22 protein-coding genes and 1 tRNA gene are annotated in these 19,699 nt (G+C 59.6%); 11 read left to right on the top strand and 12 right to left on the bottom strand.

Features of this window, described 5'->3' with window-relative positions:
* Positions 1–7: 7 nt before the first annotated feature.
* The 8 genes from mnhG to MWU54_RS07670 are packed head-to-tail and all read right to left on the bottom strand — an operon-like array spanning position 8 to position 6,632.
* Positions 8–367 carry a monovalent cation/H(+) antiporter subunit G gene (gene mnhG, locus MWU54_RS07705; RefSeq protein WP_247081899.1) on the bottom strand — a complete coding sequence of 120 codons (360 nt, stop codon included), beginning with the start codon at positions 365–367 and terminating at the stop codon, positions 8–10.
* Positions 360–659: a monovalent cation/H+ antiporter complex subunit F gene (locus MWU54_RS07700; protein WP_247081896.1), complete on the bottom strand. Its 300-nt coding sequence runs from the start codon at positions 657–659 to the stop codon at positions 360–362. The genes mnhG and MWU54_RS07700 overlap by 8 nt, the downstream gene beginning before the upstream one ends.
* Entirely contained in the window at positions 659–1,138 is a 480-nt protein-coding gene (locus MWU54_RS07695) for a Na+/H+ antiporter subunit E (RefSeq protein WP_247081894.1), read from the bottom strand. Before MWU54_RS07695 ends, MWU54_RS07700 begins: the two co-directional genes overlap by 1 nt.
* On the bottom strand, positions 1,135–2,631 hold the full coding sequence (locus MWU54_RS07690) for a Na+/H+ antiporter subunit D (protein ID WP_247081892.1): 1,497 nt from the start codon (positions 2,629–2,631) through the stop codon (positions 1,135–1,137). Before MWU54_RS07690 ends, MWU54_RS07695 begins: the two co-directional genes overlap by 4 nt.
* Entirely contained in the window at positions 2,628–2,987 is a 360-nt protein-coding gene (locus MWU54_RS07685; protein WP_247081890.1) for a Na+/H+ antiporter subunit C, read from the bottom strand. The genes MWU54_RS07690 and MWU54_RS07685 overlap by 4 nt, the downstream gene beginning before the upstream one ends.
* A complete protein-coding gene (locus tag MWU54_RS07680) occupies positions 2,987–3,406 on the bottom strand; it encodes an MnhB domain-containing protein (protein ID WP_247081888.1) in 420 nt (139 codons plus the stop codon). Before MWU54_RS07680 ends, MWU54_RS07685 begins: the two co-directional genes overlap by 1 nt.
* Positions 3,403–5,661, bottom strand: coding sequence for a putative monovalent cation/H+ antiporter subunit A (locus tag MWU54_RS07675; RefSeq protein ID WP_247081886.1), 2,259 nt, complete (start codon positions 5,659–5,661; stop codon positions 3,403–3,405). Before MWU54_RS07675 ends, MWU54_RS07680 begins: the two co-directional genes overlap by 4 nt.
* On the bottom strand, positions 5,661–6,632 hold the full coding sequence (locus MWU54_RS07670; RefSeq protein ID WP_247081884.1) for a universal stress protein: 972 nt from the start codon (positions 6,630–6,632) through the stop codon (positions 5,661–5,663). Before MWU54_RS07670 ends, MWU54_RS07675 begins: the two co-directional genes overlap by 1 nt.
* A 105-nt stretch (positions 6,633–6,737) precedes the next feature.
* Between MWU54_RS07670 and MWU54_RS07665 the strand changes: the two genes are divergently transcribed.
* Entirely contained in the window at positions 6,738–7,673 is a 936-nt protein-coding gene (locus MWU54_RS07665) for a hydrogen peroxide-inducible genes activator (protein ID WP_247081882.1), read from the top strand.
* 77 nt (positions 7,674–7,750) lie between these two features.
* Here MWU54_RS07665 and MWU54_RS07660 read toward each other — a convergent pair.
* A tRNA-Ala gene (locus MWU54_RS07660) sits at positions 7,751–7,826 on the bottom strand.
* Between the two features lie 66 nt (positions 7,827–7,892).
* On the bottom strand, positions 7,893–8,210 hold the full coding sequence (locus MWU54_RS07655) for a TIGR02300 family protein (protein WP_247081880.1): 318 nt from the start codon (positions 8,208–8,210) through the stop codon (positions 7,893–7,895).
* 105 nt (positions 8,211–8,315) lie between these two features.
* Between MWU54_RS07655 and MWU54_RS07650 the strand changes: the two genes are divergently transcribed.
* Both MWU54_RS07650 and MWU54_RS07645 read left to right on the top strand, forming a co-directional pair.
* A complete protein-coding gene (locus MWU54_RS07650; protein ID WP_247081878.1) occupies positions 8,316–9,008 on the top strand; it encodes a SprT family zinc-dependent metalloprotease in 693 nt (230 codons plus the stop codon).
* A 30-nt stretch (positions 9,009–9,038) separates the two neighbouring features.
* A complete protein-coding gene (locus MWU54_RS07645; RefSeq protein WP_247081876.1) occupies positions 9,039–9,689 on the top strand; it encodes a GntR family transcriptional regulator in 651 nt (216 codons plus the stop codon).
* A gap of 28 nt (positions 9,690–9,717) precedes the next feature.
* On the opposite strand, the gene MWU54_RS07640 is transcribed toward MWU54_RS07645, so the two are convergent.
* Positions 9,718–10,557 carry a universal stress protein gene (locus MWU54_RS07640; protein ID WP_247081875.1) on the bottom strand — a complete coding sequence of 280 codons (840 nt, stop codon included), beginning with the start codon at positions 10,555–10,557 and terminating at the stop codon, positions 9,718–9,720.
* 202 nt (positions 10,558–10,759) lie between these two features.
* Between MWU54_RS07640 and ccoN the strand changes: the two genes are divergently transcribed.
* The 4 genes from ccoN to ccoP are packed head-to-tail and all read left to right on the top strand — an operon-like array spanning position 10,760 to position 14,185.
* Entirely contained in the window at positions 10,760–12,370 is a 1,611-nt protein-coding gene (ccoN, locus tag MWU54_RS07635) for a cytochrome-c oxidase, cbb3-type subunit I (protein ID WP_247081874.1), read from the top strand.
* A 14-nt stretch (positions 12,371–12,384) separates the two neighbouring features.
* Positions 12,385–13,113, top strand: a complete 729-nt coding sequence (gene ccoO, locus MWU54_RS07630) for a cytochrome-c oxidase, cbb3-type subunit II (RefSeq protein ID WP_247081873.1) — start codon at positions 12,385–12,387, stop codon at positions 13,111–13,113.
* Between the two features lie 14 nt (positions 13,114–13,127).
* On the top strand, positions 13,128–13,313 hold the full coding sequence (locus tag MWU54_RS07625) for a cbb3-type cytochrome c oxidase subunit 3 (protein ID WP_247081872.1): 186 nt from the start codon (positions 13,128–13,130) through the stop codon (positions 13,311–13,313).
* Positions 13,310–14,185: a cytochrome-c oxidase, cbb3-type subunit III gene (gene ccoP, locus MWU54_RS07620; protein ID WP_247081871.1), complete on the top strand. Its 876-nt coding sequence runs from the start codon at positions 13,310–13,312 to the stop codon at positions 14,183–14,185. Before MWU54_RS07625 ends, ccoP begins: the two co-directional genes overlap by 4 nt.
* A 199-nt stretch (positions 14,186–14,384) precedes the next feature.
* On the opposite strand, the gene MWU54_RS07615 is transcribed toward ccoP, so the two are convergent.
* Positions 14,385–14,525 carry a hypothetical protein gene (locus MWU54_RS07615; protein WP_247081870.1) on the bottom strand — a complete coding sequence of 47 codons (141 nt, stop codon included), beginning with the start codon at positions 14,523–14,525 and terminating at the stop codon, positions 14,385–14,387.
* A 98-nt stretch (positions 14,526–14,623) separates the two neighbouring features.
* On the opposite strand from MWU54_RS07615, the gene MWU54_RS07610 reads away from it, so the two are divergent.
* The 4 genes from MWU54_RS07610 to MWU54_RS07595 all read left to right on the top strand — a co-directional run bounded on the left by MWU54_RS07610 (position 14,624) and on the right by MWU54_RS07595 (position 19,688).
* Complete coding sequence (locus MWU54_RS07610; RefSeq protein WP_348647624.1) at positions 14,624–15,502, top strand: LysR family transcriptional regulator; 879 nt, start codon at positions 14,624–14,626, stop codon at positions 15,500–15,502.
* A 95-nt stretch (positions 15,503–15,597) separates the two neighbouring features.
* The gene (gene ccoG, locus MWU54_RS07605; protein ID WP_247081868.1) at positions 15,598–17,034 is read left to right on the top strand and encodes a cytochrome c oxidase accessory protein CcoG; all 1,437 of its coding nucleotides are present in this window, start codon (positions 15,598–15,600) and stop codon (positions 17,032–17,034) included.
* Positions 17,034–17,495, top strand: coding sequence for a FixH family protein (locus tag MWU54_RS07600; RefSeq protein WP_247081866.1), 462 nt, complete (start codon positions 17,034–17,036; stop codon positions 17,493–17,495). The genes ccoG and MWU54_RS07600 overlap by 1 nt, the downstream gene beginning before the upstream one ends.
* A 3-nt stretch (positions 17,496–17,498) precedes the next feature.
* Entirely contained in the window at positions 17,499–19,688 is a 2,190-nt protein-coding gene (locus tag MWU54_RS07595; protein WP_247081865.1) for a heavy metal translocating P-type ATPase, read from the top strand.
* Positions 19,689–19,699 lie beyond the last annotated feature (11 nt).

Below are 19,699 nucleotides of genomic sequence, written 5' to 3'. Positions count from 1 at the left end.
TTTGTGCCTAACCGGTTTTGTCGGTTCCCGGCGTATCGTGCATCAGGCTGTTGATTTTGGACGCGGGGATGTCTTCGTTTTTCCAAAGCGGGACACCCGTTGCTAGAACCGACCGTCCCATCATATGCGCGCCAATGGGGGCGGTGAGCAGGATAAACAGCACAATCGCGATGACGCGGATGATGATGTCGGATGTGCCGAACACGACCGCACACCCGGCAAGGATCAGCCCTGTCGACAGGGTTCCGATCTTGGTCGAGGCGTGCATGCGGATCAGGACATCCGGCATCCGCACAAGGCCAAGCGCGCCGATGACAGCAAAGACGCCGCCAAGAATGATCAGGATGCCTGCAATCGTCTCACTCATTGCGGTTCTCCTCTTGATTGCGGAACGTGTTGCGTTCGGCGAAGCGCGCCAGCGCGACCGTGGCCAGAAAGCCGACCAGCGCCAGCACCAGCGCGACGTCCAGAAACGCAGCCGTGTCATAGCGCACGGCCGCCAGACCGCAGAAGGCGACAATCGCAACCGTCATGAAATCCAGCGCCACCACCCTGTCCTGAAGGCTTGGCCCCTTGACCATGCGGATAAAGGCAAGAACGACCGACGCGACGACGCACATAAAGCCGATCTCAAGGCTCAGTTCCAGAAACCCATCCATTATGCGCCCTCCACAGCGTCAATCACCCAGCGCTCCATGCCGTTTTTCATGCTGGCCACCAGCGCGTCCTTGTCATCTGCAAACATTGCATGAACGATCAGTGTCTTGCGGTCTTCGCTGACATCAATGCTGAGCGTCCCGGGCGTGAGCGAGATCAGGTTGGTCACCAGCAAAATACCGGTGTCGGTTTTGACATCCAGCGGCATCTCGATGATCGCGGGGTTTGACCGGTGTTTTGGCGTCAGCACGTCCATCGCCACTGCAAGGCTTGAAACGATCAGTTCGTAGTGGAACATGATGATCAGCTTGATCCACGCCGTAACCCGTTTGAAATAGGTGCTGTTGCCGATCAGGGGTTGGATCATCCACAGCGCGAAATAGCCGATGATGAAGCCGACGATCAGCGCGCTGAGCGATACGGTGCCGGTAAAGGCCACCCAGCAGATCGCCAGAACAAGGTTCAGTCCAAACGCGTTCATGACGGGTCTCCCAGCACGGCGGTGATGTAAGCGGTTGGATCAAGCAACTGGGCGGCAGAGCGTTCGGCAAACTGCACAAAGGCTTCTGGCATGGTGCCAATGATCACCGTCAGCATGGCAAGTCCCGCAATCGGGATCAGGAACGCCGCGCGGTCGCGGGTCGACAAGCGCGACAGCTTTGGTTCGATCCCGTCCGGATGTGGTTCCCAAAACGCTTGAGCCCAGATCTTGGTCATCGAATAGATCGTCAGCAAGCCAACGGCGAGGGCGACAAAAGCGATGAACCACGCCTGAACATCCAGCGCCGCCTTGACCAGAAGGAACTTTGCCCAGAAGCCGGACAAAGGCGGGAAGCCGGCCAGCGAAAATGCGGGCACCACGAACAGGATGGCAAGCAGAGGTGCGGATTTATAAAGCCCGCCAATGCGCCCCAGCTCGGTTCCGCCAGCAATCCGCTGTGCGACCCCCGCGATCAGGAACAGGTTTGCTTTGACCACGATGTGGTGCACCAGGTAGAACACCGCGCCGACCAGCGCCAAGGGGGTCAGCAGGGCCAAGCCGAGGATCATGTATCCGATCTGGCTGACGATGTGGAATGACAGGATCTTGCGCATATCGCTTTGCGCGGCGGCGCCCAGAACGCCAACCACCATCGTCAGCACGGCCACCCACAGCAGGATCGTATGGGTGAAGGCAGTGTCGTGGTCGAACACCAGCGTGAACATCCGAATGAGCGCATAGACCCCTACCTTGGTCAACAAACCGGCAAACACCGCAGAGACCGAAAACGCGGGGGTGTGGTAAGACGCCGGAAGCCAGAAGAAGAGCGGGAACACCGCCGCCTTGACCCCGAAGGCGATCATGAACAGCACCGCGACAATGGTCAGCAACCGCTGATCCGCAGTGTCGACGGCCGACGCCAGGTCCGCCATGTTGAGCGTCCCGGTCATGCCATAGAGCAGGCCGATGCCGGTCAGGAACATGATGGTGGAGATGAGGTTCAGCGCCACGTATTTCACGCCACCGTCGATCTGCTCGGGCCGCCCGCCGAGCACCAGAAGGCCGAAGGACGCGATCAGCATAACTTCGAACCAGACGTAGAGGTTGAACAGATCGCCTGTCACAAACGCACCGACCACACCGGCGATCAGCATGTTGAACAGTGCGTGGTAGCCGAGGCGCTCCATCTTTTCGTCGACATCGGCCAGCGCATAGATGGATACGGCAACCGCCACGATGGCGGTGATCAGGACCATGACCGCAGACAGCAGATCGGCAACCAGCGTGATACCGAATGGTGCCGCCCAGCCGCCCATCTGGCCTGCCACGACCCCGTCTCGCAGGACGGTGTTCATCAGGACAATCGACGCACACAGCAGAATGGCGGAGCCGATGATCGAAATCCACCGCCCCACTGGCATGTTGCGCGTCAGAAAGGCCGCGACCGCAGTCAGGAACGGGATCGCGATGGGAAGTGCTAGAAGCCAGCTCACTTAGGCGTCTCTTCAGGTTCGGCGAGACGCATCTCGTCGGGTGTCAGGGAATTGAGCGAGGTCCACGCGCGGAAGACGAGGACAATCGCAAAGGCGAAGAGACCAAAGCCAATCACGATGGCGGTCAGCACAAGCGCCTGTGGCAGCGCGTTGGCCGCGATGACCGGAGCATCGGCCCCTACCGGGATCAGCGGCGGTGCACCATCGGTCAGACGGCCCGCAACAAAGATCGTCAGGTTCGCGGCGTTCGAAATCAGGACCAGCCCGAAGATAAAGCGCAGGAGATGGTTGGACAGCATCAGATAAACTGACGCGGCCACCAGCACCCCGATGGTTATGGCGAAAAGAACCTCCATCAGATTTCCTCCTCCATCGCAAAGACAAGCGTGAGGACGGACCCGAACACCACGAGATACACACCGATGTCGAAGACCAGAACCGACGACAAGGGCAGGCCCTTGTCGTCTTCGGTTGCCCCGATGAACAGCCATTGTCCGGTAAACAGCGCGTCTCCGAACACCGCGGCGAACAATCCGGCGGCAAGGGCGATGCCCAGACCCCAGACAGCGATGGTCTGTGGCAGCACACGCAGCGCTTTGCGGGCCTCTCCAACGCTGCAGCCGATGGCATAGAGCACAAAGCCTGTGGCCCCCGTCAGCCCGCCGATGAACCCGCCACCGGGTTCGTTATGACCGCGCAGCATCATGTAGACCGAGAAGACAAGCAAAAGCCCGGCAAGGTAGGAGGTTCCGGCCCTGAGGATCACAGAGTTCATTTCTCATCTCCTTTGCGGGTGGTGCGCAAAAGGGCGTAAGCCGAGAGCGCGGCAATCACGACCACGGCTATTTCGCCAAAGGTGTCGAGTGCGCGGAAATCCACGAGGATGACGTTGACGATGTTGCGCCCATACGCTTCGGGCCAGCTTGTGACCTCGAAATACTCGGTCAGGCGCAGATCAAGCGGGGACGACACAACCGAGATCAGGATCAGGCTGACCGCAGCGCCCACCGCGACGGACAGGACCGCGTGGTTAAGACGGAATTCCATCTTCGGCAGCAGCGGCAGCCGCAGCATGACAACAGCAACCAGAACGACGATCAGGGTCTCAACAAGCAATTGCGTGATCGCCACGTCGGGTGCGCTGAACACAATAAAGATCAACGCGATGCCGATCCCCACGACGCCGAGTGCCGCAATCGCCGCGATGCGGGAATTGGTGAACAGGGTCAACAGGGCACCCGCCGCGATCAGCAGCGCGATAGAGGTGTGCTTCCATTCGACATCCGACAGATCGACGGTGATCGCGGGCAGGCCGGTATAGAGGAACGTCAGGAATATCCCGGCCGCGATGGTAAGGAACGTGACGTAGGTATAGCTGGACAGCCTGCCGTTCTGGACAATGTTGGTCTGCCACTTCGCAAAGGCCTTGAGCGCGTCCAGAAAGCGATCCCACCCACGATCAAGGTTTGGCAGCGCACTGAACACACGTTCGATCACGGCGCGGACCTGCACATGGAAGGCATAGATGATCAGACCCAGCACAAAGGTCGCGATGCTCAGAACCAGCGGGATGTTCACACCGGCCCACAGCTTCAGCTCTTTGGCTTCTTCGATCTGGCCTGTCAGGGACAGTACGGTCGGGTCGATCAGCGCGGTTTGCAGAAGGTCAGGGTAGATGCCGAACAACGCCCCCAGACTGGCAAGGATCACCGGACCCGCCAGCATTTGCCACGGCGCTTCCTTGGGGGACTGGGTCGACGGCACTGTGCCGCGCCAGAACGGGCGGAAGGCGACAACGCCTGCGACCGCAAGCATCAACGAGTTCGCAAGCAGCGCAGCACCGGCCACCAGCACAGGCTCGGACGTGACTGCAATTGCACCCGCGTATTTCAATTCTTTGCCAATGAACCCAAGGAAGGGGGGGAAGCCTGCCATCGACATGGCGGCCAGTGCCGCGGCGACGGTGGTGACCGGCATCAACCGGGCCAAACCGCCAAGCTGGTCGGTTTCGCGTGTGCCGGTGGATTTGTCGATACAGCCGACAATCAGGAACAACGACGCTTTGTAGAGCGAATGCACAATCAGAAAGGCGGCGAAGGCTGTCATGGCGTAGCCGGACTCTTGCCCCAGAAACAGCGTCAGCGTTCCAAGCGCCATCAGCGTGGTGTAGGCCAGCGCTTGTTTCAGGTCGGTCTGCCGCAGCGAGAGGAAGCTGGCAAATACAGCCGTGACAGCACCGAAAATCGTCAGCGTCCAAAGCCAGATATCGGTGCCCGACATGGCCGGGTGCATCCGGGCCATGACGTAAACTCCTGCCTTGACCATGGTGGCGGAGTGCAGAAATGCGCTGACCGGGGTCGGCGCGGCCATCGCATTGGGCAGCCAGAAGTGAAAGGGCACCTGCGCCGATTTGGTGAATGTGCCCGCCAGCAGCAGGATCAGGATCGGCACATAAAGTGCATGTGCCTTGAGCGCCTCGCCCATGGTCAGGATTTCGGAAATGCTGGACGTGCCGGTGATGGCCCCCAACATGATCAGGCCCGCAAGAAACGCCAACCCGCCTGCACCTGTGACAAACAACGCCTGAAGCGCGTTGCGGCGGCTTTTTTCGCTGTCATGCGAAAAGCCGATCAGCATGTAGGATGTAAAGGTCGTGAGTTCCCAGAAGACGAACAGCAAAATCAGATCGTCCGCCAGCACGAGTCCCAGCATCGACACCATGAACGCCGTCAGAAACAGCGCAAAACGGGCGTATTGCGGATGCCCCGCCAGGTAGGTGTTGGAGTAAAGCAGCACAAGCGTCCCGATACCGGAGATCAGAAGCGCGAAGGTCAGGCTTAACCCGTCGACCAGAAACGCAAATTCAATCCCAAGCGACGGAATCCAAGGCGCTGCAAAACGGATCGCTTCAAGCCCGGCGATGGTGGGCATCAGCGAAACAAAATACGTGAAAAGCGCGGCGGCAAAGAGAACCGGAACGATGCCGACCCATCCATTACCGCGCGCGTTATGTGCTACACCGTCAGCCATCAGTTTGTCCGTTCTTCAGTGCCGGGTTCAATCGGTGATACAAAGCCGTGCGCTTTGACCGTCAGAACCGAACAGGTCACGTTGTTAAGGATTGTTTCAGCGGTGTTGCCAATGAACAGCCCGGCCACACCGGTGCGCGCCAAAGTTCCCATGACAATCGTATCAATACCTTCTGCCGCCACATGTTCGGTAATCACGTCCGCCGCAATCCCTTTGATATGCAGCACGCGCATAAAGTCATCCGCGTCCGTGAAATCCGCGATCAGGGTCTGCAGCCGATCTTCGCTTTGCTTTTGTTCCTGCGCGACCAGCCGGTTGATGTCATCTGCCGGGATCTTCGCCAAACCGTGGCGCAGCGCGGCTTCCTCTTTCAGCGTCCAGGCATTGACCACGTCCAGTTTGGCCCCGTCATTGCGGGCCAGCGATGTCGCCAGTTCAAGAATGGTGTGGTTCAGCCGATTGCGCGCCTCGTCCGACGGGTGCGGATCGACGGCGGCCATGATGCGTCTTGCCCGTGGTTCAGATGCCGAATTCAAAACCCAAACGGGGCAGGGGCATTTGCGCAGCAGATGCATGTCCGCCCCGGGAAAGAAGGGCCGACCCGCAGCGCGATGCGCGCCCTTGATCACCAGATCGTGCTTGTGGCGCAAAACCTGGCGAATGATCTCGATAAACGGTGTGCCGATCAGAACGGAGGTTGTCACCTTGACGCCCTTGCTGCGCAGGTCGTCGGCGCGGGTTTCCAGCTTGCTGCGATGCACAGAGATTACGGTGTTGCCAATCTCGTCACTGCCAAGGCCGGGGATCATCGTATACAGCTTGGACAGGTCACTTGCCCCACCGCTGTCAATCGTATCGACAAGGGTGACGCGCGCGTCGTTGGCCTTGGCCAGCCAGCACACGCGGTCCAACGCCTGTTCATATGCGCTTTGTTCATCGCACACGAACAATATGTTTTTGAATCGCCGCATCGCGCGCTCTCCCTCACCCACTGCACGAGATAGGGTTGCGCGGGTCATTGACCAAATCGAAAGTGAACGTATTCTTGATAGAAGTTTTCTATTACGGGGCGGGCCATGCCGACACTCCAACAATTGCGCTACCTTGTAGCCGTGTCAGAGCATCTGCATTTTCGGCGCGCCGCTGAAGCCTGCAATGTCACGCAACCGACGCTGAGCGCGCAGATCAAGGATCTGGAAGCGCGTCTGGGGACAGCCTTGGTGGAGCGCAGCCGTACCAAGGTCTTGATGACCCCGACAGGGAAAGAGGTGGCCGAACGCGGTCGGCGTATTCTGCGCGAGGTCGCGGAAATCCATGTTATCGCCAAGGCCGGTCAAAGCGTGTTGTCGTCGGTGATCCGCATCGGGGTGGTGCAGTCCGTTGGGTCCTATTTCCTGCCATTGGTCATCCCGGATTTGCACGCGCAGTACCCCAAGCTGGGCTTGTATGTGCGCGAAGGGTTGCCGGATGTTCTACTGTCCAGCATCGAAGACGGATCGCTGGATCTGCTGTTCTTCCCGCTGCCTGTGAGCCGCGCGGAATTGGAAACGCAATCGCTGTTCCGCGAGCCGATTCAGGTGGTTATGCCCGTGGATCACAGACTGGCGCCAGAGCCGGAAATTGACCCGGCCATGCTCAAAGGAGAAACGATTCTGTCGTTGGAGCCGGGGCACAAGCTGTATGAACTGGTTCGAAAAATCTCGGAAGACTACGGCGTTGACCTGTCACATGATTACGAAGGCACCAGCCTTGATACATTGCGCCAGATGGTGGCGACGGGGATGGGCGTTTCCCTTATGCCCGCGCTTTACGTGAAATCCGAAGTGGCGCATCAGGATCTGGTCGTCGCAAGACCGTTCCGAGGCACCGCGCCGTCGCGCACAATCGGGATGATCTGGCGCAAAGGCACATCGCGACAAGACGAATTCCGGCTGCTCGCAGACATCATCTGCGCCACGCTCAGCGATCGCGCGCCAGAGATCACGGTGCTTGGGAACGTGTCGCGCCGCTAACGCGCAGAACATCGCGACAATTCGGGCGGTCTCGTAAACGACGCGCTTTGAGCGGGCTGATGTTAAAAAAGGGAATTTGGTGGAGCCTAGGGGGATCGAACCCCTGACCTCTTGCATGCCATGCAAGCGCTCTCCCAGCTGAGCTAAGGCCCCGTGATGCGCGTTGGATTACGCAAAGCCGGGGGCGGGATCAAGCGTGATTCCGCCCCCATGCAAAAATTAATCGTCGTCTTCGCTGGCAACGTCCGCAATCTCGTCCAGCGAGACGTTGTCATCCTCGTCGTCGTCCAGAACATCGTCGTCTTCGAGTTCGACATCGACATCATCATCGTCCAGAACATCCACCTCTTCGGTTTCTTCAGCTTTCGCTTTGCTCTGACGGTCGGCTGCGTCGGCAGCAATCATGCGTGTCTTGCCTGTCTCAACCTCAACAACCTCACCGGTATATGGGCTGATGATCGGGTCGTTGTTCAGGTCATAGAACCGCTTGCCAGTGGTCGGGCAAACGCGCTTGGTGCCCCATTCTTCTTTTGGCATGGGTCATCCCCTTCAATTGCGTGGTCATATCGACAATCTGCGCCAACTGCCATAACACCGAACCAGTGTCAAAGGCTTTGCGGCACGGATTTGATCGAGCGGCATATGGGCCTCAGAACTCTCCCCGGCAACCCTGAAATTCCTCTTAAGCTGCGCAAGAACGCGCGGGCGCGTCGCATGACGTTGCGGATTTCGCGTGTTGATGGATCCGTGACCCTGACGGTTCCGCGCGGCGTGTCCGAACGAGAGGCGCTGGCCTTTGCAGCCGAGCAACAGGATTGGGTGCGGGGGCATCTGGCCAAACAGGCCGCACAGGTGCTGGTCTCGCCGGGACATGATCTGACGGTTGCGGGCCAGCGGTTCGCGTTGGTGCAGGGTACATCCAAACGGTTGCGCGCGGGCAACGGCGTCATTGAACTGCCGGAGCCGGTGGAAAAAGGACGCCGCCACCTTCTGGCATGGCTTAAAGAGCAGGCCCGCGCCGAACTAAGCCGGGCGTCGGACAGGTATTCAGCACAGCTGGGCAAACCCTATACCCGCCTGACCTTGCGCGACACGCGGTCACGATGGGGGTCGTGTTCGTCGGCGGGCGCGCTGATGTATTCTTGGCGACTGGTTCTCGCGCCGCCTCGGGTGCTGGACTACGTCGCGGCGCATGAAGTTGCGCATTTGGCAGAGATGAACCATTCACCGGCCTTCTGGCGTGTGGTCGAACAGCTTTATGGTCCGCACAAAGACGCGCGCGTTTGGCTGCGGCATGAAGGCCCACATCTGCACCGCTTTAGGTTTGAGGCTTGACGGGTCGCAGTGCTGTGATCACGTTTCAGTATGAGTGTTCTGCAACGCCCCACCGAACCCAAGCTGTCGGCCCATGATCGCGTGTATCGCGGTCTTCGAAACCGGATCATGCTGGGCCAGATGTCTCCGGGTGAACCGTTGACCCTGCGCGGGATAGGCCGCGAATTTGATGTTTCGATGACACCTGCGCGCGAATCGATCCAGCGGCTGGTGGCGGAAGGGGCCTTGTCGATGTCGGCATCGGGACGCGTGTCGACGCCTGAATTGTCGAACGACAGGATCGAAGAACTGGCCGCCTTGCGCGCGTTGATCGAGGTGGAACTGGCAAGCCGCGCGCTGCCGCGGGCGCATCTGGCGCTGATTGATCGGCTGCAGGCGATCAATGGAACGATTGCTGACGCCGTGTCCAATCGGGATGCGGTTGGCTACATCCGGACCAATCTGGATTTCCACCGTACATTATACCTGCGCGCGCAGGCCCCCGCGATGCTGGCTATGGCGGAAACCGTCTGGTTGCAATTGGGGCCGACCATGCGGGCGCTTTACGGGCGTTTGCGGCGGACCGAAGCGCCACAATTCCATCGCCTGATCATCTCTGCGCTGAAGGCCGGGGATGAACCCGGCCTTCGTTTGGCTGTCCGGTCTGATGTGACACAAGGCCTGCGTCTGCTGACCGGGTAAGTCGGACAGTGCTGTCCGACCGTCTGGGTTAGTGCGCCATGAGAACCGGCACTTCGGAGGTTTCCAGCATGTTGCGTGTCGCGCCGCCAAGGATCGCTTCGCGGAAGCGCGAATGCCCGTAAGCCCCCATGATGACCATATCTGCGTTCATGTCCGACACATGACGCCGCATCACGTCGGACACGCGGGGCAGGGTTTTGGACAGCACGTCAATTTCAACCTTCACACCGTGCCGCGCCAGGTATTGCGACAACTGCCCGCCGGGATCGGACCGGTTCGGTCCGTGCGTCGGCGGATCGATCACAACGATATGCGCGCATTGGGCGGTCTTCAGGAAGGGCAGCGCAGCCCGGACCGCGCGCAGGGCCTCTGCGCTTTCGTTCCACCCGATTGCTACGCGCTCCGGAACTTTTAATTCCGGTCCGCTGATCGGAAGTACCACCACAGGTGATTGCCCTTCGAACAGCGCGCCTTCGACAACCGGTTCGAGTTCGATGCCACGGTCGTCGCCATACGGGCGCGGCACAATCGTCAAATCCGAGAATCGGGCATGTGACGCCACGAACCGGGCGATATCCGCCAGTTGGCACACTGCATCTGTTACGCGATACAGGACGCCCTGACCCTCAAGCTGCCCCTCGGCGGCCTTGCACATCTCTTCGGCTTCGCCGCGCGCCTGATTGAGCGTTTCCTGCAGAACCGCCGCGTTCATGCCGGCGTAGTAGTAGCCCGTTTGGGTCCGGTCCACGCCCAGACACACAACATCCAGATGTGCGTCCACCGCCTTGGCCATGCTCACCGCCTGACCAATCGTATCCTGAAGGTGTGCTTTATCCGTGACAACAGCGAGAATTGTTTTGAAAGACATCATTGGTCCCCTCGTCTGAAAAAGTCTTCAAATAACAGCTTCTACGCTTCTGAATCGCTCTGCTTTGATACCCATCAAGAAACTGCGCAAAATCTATTGATGCAGATCAAGGATACGTTTGATCGGATTCCGCATTAAGGCCCCAGTCTAAAAACCGCCCGCATGGCTGTCGAATCGTGTGGGTATGACGAAGGGACGAAAAATGTTGAACTATATCAAGCTGATCGCGCTTGGTTTGATCACGCTCTTTGCGATGATCGCGGCCAGTTACGCGCGCGATTTAGCCTATCAGGTTCATGCCATATTGATCATGGCTGTATCTGCTGGGCTTTTCCTCTGGACACTGCGGCAAACGGATGAACCGGTGCCTGCGGCGGTCCTCGAAGCAAGTTACATGGACGACGTGGTCCGCTACGGCGTGGTCGCGACGGCATTCTGGGGTGTGATCGGGTTCCTGGCGGGAACCTTTATCGCGTTTCAGCTGGCCTTTCCGGGGCTCAATTTTGATTGGGCGCAAGGATACATGAACTTTGGGCGCTTGCGTCCCTTGCACACCTCGGCGGTGATTTTTGCGTTTGGCGGCAATGCCTTGATCGCAACATCGTTCTATATTGTGCAGCGGACCAGTGCTGCACGGCTTTGGGGCGGGAACCTCGCCTGGTTCGTGTTCTGGGGATACAACTTGTTCATCGTCCTTGCGGCGACCGGCTATGTGCTGGGCGGAACGCAGTCCAAGGAATACGCCGAGCCTGAATGGTACGTTGACCTGTGGTTGACCATTGTCTGGCTGGCCTATCTGGCCGTCTTCCTTGGCACGATCATCAAGCGCAAAGAGCCGCATATCTATGTGGCCAACTGGTTCTTCCTTTCGTTCATTGTCACGGTTGCGATGCTGCACGTGTTCAACAACCTGAGCATTCCGGTGTCGATCTTCGGCTCCAAGTCGGTTCAGGTGTTTGCCGGCGTACAGGATGCGATGGTGCAGTGGTGGTATGGCCACAACGCTGTGGGCTTCTTCCTCACTGCGGGCTTCCTGGGCATGATGTACTACTTCATTCCGAAGCAGGCTGAACGTCCGGTCTTTAGCTACAAGCTGTCGATCATCCACTTCTGGGCACTGATCTTCCTCTATATCTGGGCCGGTCCGCACCACTTGCACTACACCGCGTTGCCGGATTGGGCCTCGACCCTCGGCATGGTGTTCTCGATCGTGCTCTGGATGCCCTCATGGGGTGGCATGATCAACGGTCTGATGACGCTGTCTGGCGCATGGGACAAGCTGCGCACCGATCCGGTGATCCGGATGATGGTGATCTCGCTTGGCTTCTACGGCATGTCCACGTTCGAAGGCCCGATGATGTCGATCCGTGCGGTGAACTCGCTGTCGCACTACACCGACTGGACCATTGGTCACGTGCACTCTGGTGCTCTTGGCTGGAACGGGATGATCACCTTCGGGGCGCTCTACTTCCTCGTGCCGAAGCTCTGGAACAAGCAGCGGCTCTATAGCCTCAGCATGGTCAGCTGGCACTTCTGGCTCGCCACCATCGGCATCATTCTCTACGCGGCCTCGATGTGGGTCACGGGGATCATGGAAGGCCTGATGTGGCGTGAAGTCGACGCAAACGGGTTCCTCGTGAACAGCTTTGCCGACACCGTAAGCGCCAAGTTCCCGATGTACGTTGTGCGTGGCTTGGGTGGGGTGATGTACGTCGCCGGTGCTCTGATCATGTGCTACAACCTGTGGATGACTGCGACACGTGGCCCGGCGAAAGACACCGCCGCGTCGCCCGCAGCCGTCGCAGCCGAATAAGGAGGGCTGAGACAATGGGTATCCTTGATAAACACAAGGTTCTTGAAACCAACGCGACGCTCTTGCTGATCTTCAGCTTCCTTGTCGTGACCATCGGGGGGTTGGTGCAGATCGTGCCACTCTTCTACCTCGAAAACACCATCGAAGAGGTGGACGGGATGCGTCCCTATACGCCGCTCGAACTCGCTGGCCGTGACATCTATATCCGCGAGGGTTGCTATGTCTGCCACAGCCAGATGATCCGCCCCATGCGGGACGAGGTTGAGCGGTATGGCCACTACTCACTGGCGGCAGAGTCGATGTATGACCACCCGTTCCAGTGGGGCTCCAAGCGGACAGGGCCTGACCTGGCCCGCGTCGGTGGCCGCTATTCGGATGACTGGCACGTTGATCACCTGCGGGATCCGCAATCGGTTGTGCCGGAATCGATCATGCCGAAATACGGCTACCTGGAGGCAACGCTTCTGGAAGGTGAACATATCGGTGACCTGTTGGCGACCAACGCATTTGTTGGCGTGCCTTACAGCGAAGAGATGATCGACGCGGCGCAGGCGGATTTCCGGGCGCAAGCTGATCCGGACAGTGACTTTGACGGTCTGCTTGAGCGGTACGGCGAAAACACCAATGTGCGCAATTTCGACGGGCAGCCGGGTGTCTCTGAAGCCGACGCTTTGATCGCCTATCTGCAGATGCTGGGCACCTTGGTCGATTTCTCGACCTTCACGCCTGACGCAAGCCGTTAAGAGGAGGGCTGATCATGGAAACATATTCATTCCTCCGCGAATTCGCCGATAGCTGGATGCTTCTTGTGTTGTTCTGTTTCTTCGTGGCGGTGATCCTTTGGGTCATCCGTCCCGGCAGCAACACAACGCACCGCGACACCGCAGGCATCCCGTTTCGCAACGAAGACAAACCCGCCGCATCCAAGGAGGCGAGGCCATGAGTGATAAAAAAGACGACGACCTTGATTATGAAACCACCGGTCACGAGTGGGACGGGATCAAGGAATACAACAAGCCTCTGCCGCGCTGGTGGCTGTGGACCTTCTACGCCACGATTGTCTGGGGGGTGATCTACACCATCGCTTATCCGGCATGGCCGGGAATCAGCGCCGCAACGCCGGGTCTTCTCGGATACTCGACGCGCGCGGAAGTGGCTGAAGACATCGCACGGTTCGAAGACGCCAATTCCGGGATCAACGCCCAGCTGGCATCTGTTGAACTAACCGCGATTGCCGATGATCCAGAGCTGGTTCAATACGCCCAAAACGCCGGTGCAGCTGTGTTCCGCACGTGGTGTGCCCAATGTCACGGCTCGGGCGCGGCTGGGGCCAAGGCCTCGGGGTATCCGAACCTGCTGGACGACGACTGGCTTTGGGGCGGTGACATCGAGGCGATCCACGAAACCATTGCTCACGGCATTCGCAACGAAAACGATCCCGACGCCCGGTATTCGGAAATGCCCGCGTTCGGTGACATGCTCGAAGGCGAAGAGATTGCGCAGGTGGTGAACTACGTGATGTCGCTGTCCGGCGAGCCACAGGATGCGTCGATGGTTGAAGCGGGTGAAACCGTGTACCTCGACAACTGTGCCGCCTGTCACATGGACGACGGCACGGGTGACCGTTGGCAGGGCGCGCCGAACCTGACGGATGCGATTTGGCTCTATGGCGGGGATTACGACACCTTGCATGAAACCGTGACCTATTCCCGGTTTGGCGTGATGCCCTCATGGGCGGATCGTCTGAGCGAAGCCGAAGTGCGCGCCGTCGCTGTATATGTGCACGGCTTGGGCGGCGGCGAAGCCACCGAGTAAACAACACCTTGTGACAGCCCGGCCATATTGGGCCGGGCTGTCACGCTTTGTCGCGTTGGTTTGACCACAGGATTGACGAGACCATCGCCTCACCCTTTTGACATCCGCCATCGCTGACCGCGCCAAGGCCATCGCGCCGCGCGGTTTTTTTGCGTCTGCCCGTACCAGATCGACGGGGGCTGGTAGACAATCGGATCAATCATTTCCAATCCTCCCACCGCCGCGGAACAGAGTTCGCGCCAAGCTCTTCGCCATACCAAGAGCGGTGTGTGTCGCGGTGGGGCCGCTTGGTGGGAATGCCCGTTGCGCGGAAGTAGGTTTTTGCAAGAACACCGTACATGTCTGTCTCCGATCGTTTGATGTGGACTGTCTGTAAACTTGCCAATTTTCCGATTTCATGCGAGTCAGCGAATTATCCATTATGTAAGTTTGAATTACATGTTGAATTGGTCCCAACTGCCGTCGCTATCCGCTCTTCGGGCGTTTTGCGCCTTTGTACAGCGCGGATCGGTGGCAGACGCCGGCGCGGCGCTGAATGTCAGCCACGCGGCCATTTCCCAACAATTGCGCGCGCTTGAGACCCATCTGGGCACTCCGCTGTTTGACCGATCAAACCGGGCGCTGGAGCTCACCCCCGAAGGTCAGGATCTGGCGCGGGCCTTGGAAGACGGGTTTGGCCGGATTGCGGCAGGGGTCGAAGCGCTGTCTCACACCGAGGCGCATCGGCCGCTCAACATTGGCTGCACGCCGACCTTTGCCAGCGCGTGGCTGATGCCGCGGCTTGCCGGGTTTCAGGCAGACCATCCGGGCATCGACATGGTGATGTCGCCCAGCCCGTCGCTTGTTGATCCCGCACCCGGCGGTATCGACGTTGCGATCCGGTATGGCACCGGGGATTGGAAGGGGCTGGACAGCGTTGAACTGATGGCATCGCCCGTCGTGGTTGTGGGCGCGCCAGCCTTGTTCAAAGGGGATACCCCGAAAACACCGGCCGATCTGATCCGGTATCCTTGGCTGGAAGAGCTGGGCACCCATGAATCATCCTCGTGGTTGGCCGGACAAGGCCTTCAAAACGAACGTGTTTTGTCCCGCACCGAGGTGCCCGGAAACCTGATGATCGACGGAGCGCGCAATGGGCAGGGCATTGCGGTGACGACGCGAATCGCGGTGGCGGAAGACATCGAGGCGGGTCGGCTTGTCGCGGTTTTCGAAGAACGACGCGACGCGGGGTACCATCTGGTCACCAAACCCGGTGTGCATCGCCCGCCGCTGAAGGCGTTTTTACGGTGGATTTTGCGCGAAGTCAGAAAAACGTGACTTAAAGATACAGTATTTGATGCAGGTCAAAGTCTGGCACCGGACGGGCTGAGAAAAGACACTCAAGCCAATCCGTTGTAGGAGCCAACCGTCTCGTGTCGCAGTCAGAAAACCAGACGCCGCCAAGCCTTTACGCAGCGCGCGAACCGATCTTTCCCAAAAAAGTGTCGGGCAGTTTCAGAAGCCTGAAGTGGATCATCATGATCGTCGCTTTGGGCATCTATTACATCACCCCCTGGATTCGCTGGGATCGTGGCCCGCAATTGCCGGATCAGGCGGTTCTGGTGGACCTTGCGCATCGCCGGTTCTTTTTCTTCTGGATCGAAATCTGGCCGCATGAATTTTACTTCGTCGCCGGTCTTCTGATCATGGCCGGGTTGGGGCTGTTCCTGTTCACCTCGGCCCTGGGCCGGGTCTGGTGTGGTTATGCCTGCCCGCAAACGGTCTGGACTGACCTGTTCATCGCCGTTGAGCGCTGGATCGAAGGGGACCGGAACGCGCGGTTGCGCCTGCATCGCCAGAAAAAGATGGATGTCCGAAAGATTCGCTTGCGGCTGACGAAATGGGCCGCCTGGTTCCTGATCGCACTGGCAACCGGGGGCGCGTGGGTGTTCTATTTCGCTGATGCGCCAACCCTGCTGGTCCAACTGGTCACATTCCAGGCGCATCCCGTGGCCTACACCACGGTGCTCTTGCTGACGGCGACAACCTTTTTCTTTGGTGGGTTTGCCCGCGAACAGATCTGTATTTACGCCTGCCCCTGGCCCCGCATTCAGGCGGCGATGATGGATGAAGACACCCTGACCATCGGCTACCGCGAATGGCGTGGCGAACCGCGCGGCAAGCATCGCAAGGGCGAAAACGCCGATCAGCTGGGCGATTGTATCGACTGCATGGCCTGCGTGAACGTCTGCCCCATGGGGATCGACATTCGCGACGGGCAGCAGATGGAATGTATCACCTGCGGTCTGTGCATTGATGCCTGTGACGACATCATGGAAAAAATCGGCAAACCGCGTGGTCTGGTTGACTACCTTGCACTGTCGGACGAGCCACGCGAACGGGCCGGAGAGAAGCCGCGCACACCATGGTTCCATATCTTCCGTGTGCGGACGATGATGTATACCGGCCTGTGGGCGCTGGTGGGTGTCGGGCTTGTCTTTGCCCTGTTCATCCGCCCCGAAATCGAACTGAGCGTGGCACCTGTCCGCAATCCGACCTTTGTGACCCTTTCTGACGGGTCAATCCGCAACACATACGACGTGCGTTTGCTGAACAAGCATGGCGAAGACCGTCCGTTCCGTGTCTCGATCACCGGGCATCCGGCGCTGCGGGTCCAACTCGAAGGGACACCGTACGAGACCGTCAACGTGACCGCGAACCAGATGCATCTGCAACGCGTCTATATCGTGGCGCCACCCAACTCTGTTCCGGCCCGCGACGAACGGACGGATGTGCGCGTCTGGGTCGAGGACCTGACAAGCGGCGCCCGCGCCCATAGCGACACGATCTTCAACGGGAGTTCAAACTGATGGCAAAAGAACGCAAATTAACCGGCTGGCACGCGCTTGCCATCTTCGGGGGCTGCTTTGCCGTGATTATCACGGTCAACCTGTTCCTCGCCTACTCTGCCGTTTCGACCTTTCCGGGGCTGGAAGTGAAGAACTCTTATGTCGCCTCGCAAAACTTCGATGATCGCCGCGCCGATCAGGAAGCGTTGGGGTGGACGGTCTATGCAGAGGCCAAGGGCGGGCTGCTGATCCTGAGCATCAAGGATGCCGAAGGCCGTCCTGTTCAGGCCGGCACGCTTGACGCTGTTCTGGGGCGGGCCACCCATGTGCAGGATGACCGCAGCCCGGATTTTGCCTTTGATGGCAAAGCCTACGTGGCCCGCGAAACCCTGCGCCCCGGCAACTGGAATATCCGGATGAAAGCCACCGCATTGGACGGCACCCCGTTCGAACAGCGCGTCATTCTGCACGTCGAGAGTTGATCCATGACGGTTGCGATGCGCCCCCCAACCTCGGCATGTCCCGCATGTTCTGCCGCACCCGCCGCAGAGGCTCTGGCCGAAGCGGCGCAGCCCAAGGACGTGAACATTGTCCTGTCGCTGCCGTCGATCCATTGCGCGGCCTGTATCTCGGGTGTTGAACGGGCGTTGAATGCCCAAGACGGCGTGCTGGGCGCGCGGGTGAACCTGACGTTGAAACGGGCGCAGGTCGAGGCGCGGCCCGACCTGACCGCAGAGGATCTTGTGCGCGTTCTGGAAGCGTCCGGATATGAGGCGCATGAACTGGATGCAACCGCACTGCGGGCGACCGAAACCGACAAGGCGGGCCGGGATCTGCTGATGCGGCTGGCGGTTGCCGGGTTTGCCGCCATGAACGTGATGCTTTTATCGGTCGCCGTGTGGTCCGGGGCGGATGGCCCGACGCGGGATATGTTCCACTGGATTTCCGCAGCGATTGCTTTGCCGACCATCGCCTTTTCTGCGCAGCCGTTCTTCAAACACGCCTGGACCGCGCTCAGGGCAGGGCGGCTGAACATGGATGTGCCGATTTCGCTGGCGATCCTGCTGGCTGTTGCCACGTCGCTTTGGGAAACCTCCCTGTCGGGCGAACACGCCTATTTTGACGCCGCCATCACGCTGACGTTTTTCCTGCTGGCCGGTCGTTATCTGGATCACCGCACCCGGGCCGCCGCCCGGTCTGCGGCCGAGGAACTGGCCGCACTGGAAGTGCCCCGCGTTGCGCGGGTGACGGCAGAGGGCGACGAAGAACAGGTCGCCATGTCGGACCTGGTGATCGGCGATTTGGTTCGCGTGCGTCCCGGCGGACGGATGCCCGTTGACGGAGAGATCGTGGACGGACACTCCGAATTGGACCGATCGCTTCTGACCGGCGAAACACGCCCTGTCTACGCGTGCCCCGGACAGGTGGTCAGCGCGGGTGAGGTCAATCTCACGGGTCCCTTGACCATTCGGGCCACCGCAGTGGGGCGCGACACGTCATTGCACCGGATGGCCGACCTCGTGGCGGTGGCGGAATCCGGGCGCTCTCGGTACACGTCGCTCGCCGACAAGGCCGCCAAGCTGTACGCGCCCGGGGTGCATATCCTGTCGGCCTTGGCCTTTGTCGGATGGTATGTCTACACCTTTGATCTGCGCACCGCGCTGAATATCGCCGCTGCCGTCCTGATCATCACCTGCCCTTGTGCGCTGGGCCTTGCGGTGCCTGCTGTGACAACCGCTGCTTCGGGTCGTCTGTTCCGCAAGGGCTTGCTGATCAAGGATTCCACCGCGCTTGAACGGATGGCGCAGGTGGACACCGTTGTGTTCGACAAGACGGGAACGCTGACCGCGGGAACACCCGAAGTCACCAATATCGGCGATCATTCGCGCCGCAATCTGGGCATCGCGCTTGCCTTGGCCGAAGGCTCGTCTCACCCGCTGTCGCAGTCCTTGGCGCAGGCGATCCTGTCCGCCGGGGTCAAGCCCGAGACAGTCACCAACCTGACCGAGATCCCCGGACACGGGGCGCAAGGGGTTTGGAAAGGGCAGACCGTGCGACTGGGGCGCGCAAGCTGGGTTGGCGGGGGCGACAGCAACGTCACCTCTGCATGGCTGCGTATCGGAGAGGTCGCTGCCGAACCGTTCTACTTCGAAGACCAGATCCGCGACGGGGCAGAAGCCGTGGTGTCGCAATTGCAAAAAGACGGCTACGACGTTGTTCTGATGTCAGGTGACACAACGCCTGCCGTCGAAGCCTTTGCACATCGTTTGGGTATCCGGAAATGGATCGCCGAGGCTTTGCCACAGGACAAGGCCGCCAAGATTGACGAGATGACAGATGCAGGCGCGCATGTGCTGATGGTGGGGGATGGTCTGAATGACACCGCTGCCTTGGCGGGTGCCCATGTGTCGATCTCTCCGGCCTCTGCGCTGGATGCGGCGCGTGTGGCGTCGGATGTTGTTCTGCTGGGCAACTCACTTGAGCCAATTTCCGACGCGGTGGCGACATCGCAAACCGCTATCAAACGCATCCGTCAGAACTTCACCATCGCAACATGGTACAACATCATTGCGGTGCCACTGGCGATTGCCGGTCTGTGCTCGCCCCTGATTGCCGCCTTGGCGATGTCGACCTCCTCGATTACGGTGTCGTTGAACGCTCTACGTCTTAAGTGATCGGACCTGAC

Source organism: Marivita sp. S6314 (assembly GCF_023015985.1).
In the GTDB taxonomy this organism is placed as follows: Bacteria; Pseudomonadota; Alphaproteobacteria; order Rhodobacterales; family Rhodobacteraceae; genus Marivita.
Note: the sequence above shows the minus strand (reverse complement) of the source record. Positions and strands in the feature narration are given on the sequence as shown.